This is a genomic window from Candidatus Nitrosarchaeum limnium BG20 (assembly GCF_000241145.1).
In the GTDB taxonomy this organism is placed as follows: Archaea; Thermoproteota; Nitrososphaeria; order Nitrososphaerales; family Nitrosopumilaceae; genus Nitrosarchaeum; species Nitrosarchaeum limnae.
Genome location: NZ_AHJG01000161.1, coordinates 1 through 4,956, shown reverse-complemented (window position 1 = coordinate 4,956; position 4,956 = coordinate 1). Strand labels below are relative to the sequence as shown.

At 30.1% G+C, this 4,956-nt stretch carries 7 protein-coding genes and 2 pseudogenes; 6 read left to right on the top strand and 3 right to left on the bottom strand.

Annotation, left to right across the window (positions count from 1 at the left end; all coding sequences use genetic code 11):
• The 6 genes and pseudogenes from BG20_RS04925 to BG20_RS04910 all read left to right on the top strand — a co-directional run.
• The coding region (locus BG20_RS04925) for a polysaccharide biosynthesis protein (protein ID WP_010191679.1) at positions 1-331 on the top strand (331 nt) is incomplete at its 5' end.
• Between the two features lie 26 nt (positions 332-357).
• Positions 358-1,110 (top strand): N-acetylneuraminate synthase family protein, encoded by a 753-nt coding sequence (locus BG20_RS04920; RefSeq protein ID WP_202945519.1) that lies wholly within the window; start codon positions 358-360, stop codon positions 1,108-1,110.
• Positions 1,070-1,222: an N-acetylneuraminate synthase family protein gene (locus BG20_RS12845; RefSeq protein ID WP_010191677.1), complete on the top strand. Its 153-nt coding sequence runs from the start codon at positions 1,070-1,072 to the stop codon at positions 1,220-1,222. The genes BG20_RS04920 and BG20_RS12845 overlap by 41 nt, the downstream gene beginning before the upstream one ends.
• A gap of 47 nt (positions 1,223-1,269) precedes the next feature.
• Entirely contained in the window at positions 1,270-1,392 is a 123-nt protein-coding gene (locus BG20_RS13975; protein ID WP_010191676.1) for an SAF domain-containing protein, read from the top strand.
• Positions 1,393-1,474: 82 nt separating this feature from the next.
• Positions 1,475-2,530, top strand: a pseudogene (gene neuC / locus BG20_RS04915) (UDP-N-acetylglucosamine 2-epimerase); the annotation flags it as partial.
• 160 nt (positions 2,531-2,690) lie between these two features.
• Positions 2,691-3,536: an NAD-dependent epimerase/dehydratase family protein gene (locus tag BG20_RS04910; RefSeq protein WP_010191674.1), complete on the top strand. Its 846-nt coding sequence runs from the start codon at positions 2,691-2,693 to the stop codon at positions 3,534-3,536.
• 3 nt (positions 3,537-3,539) lie between these two features.
• On the opposite strand, the gene BG20_RS04905 is transcribed toward BG20_RS04910, so the two are convergent.
• From BG20_RS04905 to BG20_RS04900, 3 genes and pseudogenes are all read right to left on the bottom strand, one after another.
• A complete protein-coding gene (locus tag BG20_RS04905) occupies positions 3,540-4,244 on the bottom strand; it encodes a glycosyltransferase family 4 protein (RefSeq protein ID WP_238527514.1) in 705 nt (234 codons plus the stop codon).
• 166 nt (positions 4,245-4,410) lie between these two features.
• Complete coding sequence (locus BG20_RS13185) at positions 4,411-4,560, bottom strand: hypothetical protein (protein WP_238527513.1); 150 nt, start codon at positions 4,558-4,560, stop codon at positions 4,411-4,413.
• A gap of 38 nt (positions 4,561-4,598) precedes the next feature.
• Positions 4,599-4,956: pseudogene (locus BG20_RS04900) on the bottom strand (tetraether lipid synthase Tes); the annotation flags it as partial.

The window sequence follows — 4,956 nt, the reverse complement described above, 5'->3', positions numbered from 1 at the left end:
GGAAATGTTTTTGAAATTTGGAATGAAGAGAAACGGAATAAATAAACCGCTGTCAATAACTGAGCCTTCTATGCAAAGATATTTTATCAACGTCAATGATGTTGTTGATTTTATTCTCAACAGCTTATTACTAGCAAAGACAGGTGAAATTTTCATTCCAAAAATGAAAAAATATAATATTAAAAAACTAGCAGATGGAATCTCAAAATCTCAAAGAATCATAGGACTACGCAGAGGGGAAAAACTAGATGAAATATTGCTGAATTCAGAAGAAAAGGCAAACGCACTTGAAAAAAGTGACATGTGGATAATCAAACCGTTCAAAAATTAATACGTAACAAGTGAAACTAGAAAATGTTGAATGAAATTAAAATAGGAAATAAAATAGTTGGTCCAGAGCATCCTGTGTTTGTAATAGCAGAGGCAGGAATAAATCACAACGGTTCATTTTCAATAGCAAAAAAATTAATAGATATGGCAAAAAAGGCAGGCGCAGATTGCATAAAATTTCAAACACATATCACCGAAGAGGAGATGACAAAAACAAACATTCTTCCAGGAAAGATTTCAAAGACGCCCTTGTGGGATATTATAAAAAACTGTGAGTTAACAGGTGAGGAGGAAGCAAAACTAAGCAAATACTGCAAAGGAAAAAAAATCATTTTTCTATCAACGCCATTTTCAATTCCAGCGGTGGATAGATTGGAAAAAATCAAAATGCCTGCCTATAAAATTGGCTCAGGTGAGCTAACAAACATACCTTTCTTAAAACATATTGCAAAAAAAGGTAAGTCAGTAATTCTCTCATCTGGCATGTCCAACATGAATGAGATAAAGGCAGCAGTAACACTGTTTAAAAAATCTAGAATTCCTTTAGCACTTCTTCAAACAACTTCAGAATATCCTTGTGATTACAAGGACATCAATTTGGGTGTAATAGATAAATACAAAAAACTTTTCAACATACCGGTTGGGATTTCCGATCATTCATTGGGAATTTATACAGCATTAGGTGCGATTGCAAAAGGAGCATGTATTGTAGAGAAGCACATCACTCTTGATAAAAAATATGCCTGGTCCGGATCAAAAACTATCATTAGAACCACATGAATTAGCAGAACTGGTAAGAGGTTGTAGAGCAATAAAACTTGCATTAGGCGATACCAAAAAAAATCCTCAAAAAAAGAACTACCTGTTTTACGATTTGCCAGAGAATCAGTAGTTACAAACAAAAATATATCAAAAGGTGATGTATTTTCAGAAGAAAATTTGACTACAAAAAGACCAAATACTGGGCAGATCCAGGCAAAGGACTTTTACAAGATTATAGGAAAAAAAGCTAAAAGAGATATTCCCAAAAATAAGCAGTTGCTATACAGTGACATTATTTGAAGAAGAAAATTTTGTTTATAACTGAACGTAGGGCAGATTACTCAAAGATTCGTCCTGTTATTGATGCAATAAAAAATCAAAGAAATTTGATTATTATCTAGTAGTGACAGGAAGTCATTTGTTAAAAAAACATGGATATACAATTAATGAAATAAAAAAAGATGGATTTAGAATATATAAAAAATTTAACATGTTTTATGAAAATGAGGAAGATACTTCATCTACAATGACAATGGCTTTTGGGAGAGCTATTTTTAGTTTAACAAAAATAATTAAGTCTCTAAAACCTGACATTATTTTTTCAGGTTTTGACTTAGGTGGGAATTTTGCAGCCGCAATAATAGGAGCACATATGAACATACATGTAGCACATTTGGAAGGAGGTGAAGTAACCGGAACTATTGATGAGCCAATAAGACATGCAATTTCCAAATTTGCACATATTCATTTCACAAGTAATCAAGAGGCTACAAAAAGATTAGTCAAAATGGGAGAAGATCGCAGAAATATATTTACAGTTGGAAATCCTTCTTTAGATGTAATAAAATCAATAAAATTTATCCCTAAAACAGAGTTGGAGAAAGAATTTAAAATTAATCTGCAAAAACCTTTTTTGTTAGTTGTTCAACACACTGTAACCACAGAGATAAAAGATATTGATAAATATTTTTTAGAAACCATTAATGCAATCAAAGAACTCGATATGCAATCCATAATTATTGCAGGAAACATTGATGCAGGATCTCAAAAAATTAGAAAAATCATTAAAGATTCAAAAATTTCATATTATGAAAATTTGCCATTTGTAAAATACATTAGTTTGTTATATCACTCCTCTGCAATTATAGGTAATTCTAGTAGTGGTATTATGGAAGCACCATTTTTACATGTTCCTTCAATTAACATAGGAACACGGCAAGAAGGAAGAAGTAAAACTAAAAGTATCATAAATGTAAGATATGATAAAAAAGAAATCAAAAAGGCAATTAACAAGGCAATCACAAATAAAAAATTTCATACTTTAATAAAAAAACAAAAAAATCAACATGGAAATGGTACAGCCGCAAAAAAAATTAAGATTATTTTAGAAAAATTAGATTTAGAAAAAATCTCAATTCAGAAGAAATTATCATATTGAAAATATTTCATATAATAGATTAGTTTTTTAGATTAAGGAGATTTATTTTTATAAAAAAATTAGGTCAGTAATTATATTAAATTTTCTAAAATAACTAAGAAAATTTTAGGAAATTAATTATATGGTAAGTTTTAGATAGTATTCAAACATAACATATGTAATGAGTAAAATATTGATTACTGGATCATCGGGTTTTATTGGGGGGGAAATTGTAAAAAGATTAGACAAATTAGAAATCATAACAGATTCAAATGATTCTGAGCACATAGACTTACAAAATAGAGAGCAAGTCATGAAATTAGATTCTGCAGATATTGTAATTCACCTAGGTGGAAAAACACCGCAAAGAGAATTGAAATGGAGTGAGTATTTTGATAATAATGTGATTGGAACATTGAATGTTTTAGAGTATTGTATTCAAAAGAAAGTAAAAAAGATGATTTATGTCAGTAGTTATGTTTATGGTAATCCAAAATATTGTCCCGTTGATGAAAATCATCCCATAAGTCCACATAATGCTTACACTGAGAGTAAGTATCTTGGAGAAAGATTATGTGAATTCTATTGCAAAAGATCTGATCTCAGTTTAACCATACTAAGACCATTTAATATTTTTGGAGGATCCATGAAAGAGGGTTTTTTGATTACAAATTTAATTAATTCAATAAAAACAGGAAAAAAAGTAACCATTGTAAACAAAAACAGTAAAAGAGATTTCTTGCATGTTGATGATTTTGTGGATTTAATTACAAAATTAATAGATTGTAATTTTAAGTTCGAGGTTTTTAATGTGGGTGCTGGAGAGTCATATTCATTTGAAGAGATAGTTAAAAAGATTGAAATAATAACATCAGGTAAAATAAATGTAGATTATGAAGAAAACAAAGAAACTTTTATTGTAGATATAGCATCAGACATATCAAAGATTAAAAATATAATAAATTGGCAACCTAAAATAAAATTTAATGAAGGTCTAGAAAAAATACTAAAAACACAATCATATTGATGATTATGATTGTAATTGTTTGTACAAGTTAAGATAAAGTTGTCCTACATTTGACCAATCATATTTCTGTACTGCGTCATAAGCAGATCTAGCAATTTCTTCTCTTAGATTTTGATCATTTAACATACGCATTATCTCTTTGAGTAATTCATTTGAATTTCCAGGTTCTATCAGTATTCCTGTTTTGTTGTGAACAAAAAGTTCCTTATTTCCTCCAACATTGGTAGCAATTATTGGTGTTTTACATGCCATCGATTCAAGTAATGTAGCACTAATTCCCTCTGCGAATGATGGTTGAATTAATAGAATCGAGCCTCGAATTAAAGGAATGGTTTTTTCTTTTGTCTGATAACCTAAAAAGTGGACATTATCAATATTTTTTACAAATTCAACTACCACATTTTCTTCCGGTCCAGCACCTACAATTATCAAATGAACGTCTTTTGGAAGATTTTTTGCAGTCTCTAAGATTGTTAAAATTCCTTTTTCCTTTGATAATCTACCTGCGAAAATTATCTGTTTTTCATATCTTTTATCATTACCTAAGGGTAATGATTTAATATCAATGGCATTAGGAACAAAAAACACTTTTGTCCCTAATTTACTATAATAATCAAAAGCCTCTTTTGAACCTGCAGTTACAGCATCAGCCCACTTGAAAGCATTTTTTTTCGAATTTATTAGAAAAATATGAGCTTGATTTACCATGTAGTATTTCAATTTGTTTACTAAATATTCCATGAATGCTAAGGATTTTTTTTGCCAGATACATTTTTCATTGCGAGTGCAGCAATAGGATGTTGAGCATGAACTATATCATAATTTTTCATAAATTTTGCTTTAAAAAAAGATGATATTAAAAAACTGGGATTTTTTAATTTTTTATTGGAATTATAGGAGTATTTTCTGATGAAATTACATCAACTTGATGACCATGTTCTTTAAGAAATTTTATTAAATCTCTTACATGTTGTGCTATTCCACCAATTCCTTCCAACGTTGGAGAAATTAGCAGTATTTTCATAAAATAAAACTAGCTTTAGATAATTTAAGGTCTAAGATTTACATTGTTGCCTGAGCAGCATCATGGAACATCTGACTTTTTGCACAGCCAGCAGCAAGTTCATCGCCTGCTCCACGTCTCATTAGACCACGATAAAGACCGTCTTCTAGTTTTACTCCTTCTCTTTGCTCCCATTCCTCTACTGTAATGGAATATTTCTTTTGAATTCTATCTCTATACCATTCTGGAATTACATTAAATGCACAGAATGGGACTATTCTAAGATCTGGGGTTAAGTAGTGAATATCACATCTTTGTAGTCTTTCCAGGTCTTCATTGTATTTGTCCTGAAAGTGCATCATGCCTAGAAATAATCCTTTTACGTGCCATGATCCAATTGATTCAAATGATCTCTTC

What these genes read in the sequence shown, in the direction of transcription:
- BG20_RS12845 (WP_010191677.1), top strand. Translation starts at nt 1,070, where the DNA reads ATGCCTGGTCCGGATCAAAAACTATCATTAGAACCACATGAATTAGCA.
- BG20_RS04910 (WP_010191674.1), top strand. Translation starts at nt 2,691, where the DNA reads ATGAGTAAAATATTGATTACTGGATCATCGGGTTTTATTGGGGGGGAA.
- BG20_RS04905 (WP_238527514.1), bottom strand. Translation starts at nt 4,244, where the DNA reads ATGGTAAATCAAGCTCATATTTTTCTAATAAATTCGAAAAAAAATGCT.
- BG20_RS13185 (WP_238527513.1), bottom strand. Translation starts at nt 4,560, where the DNA reads ATGAAAATACTGCTAATTTCTCCAACGTTGGAAGGAATTGGTGGAATA.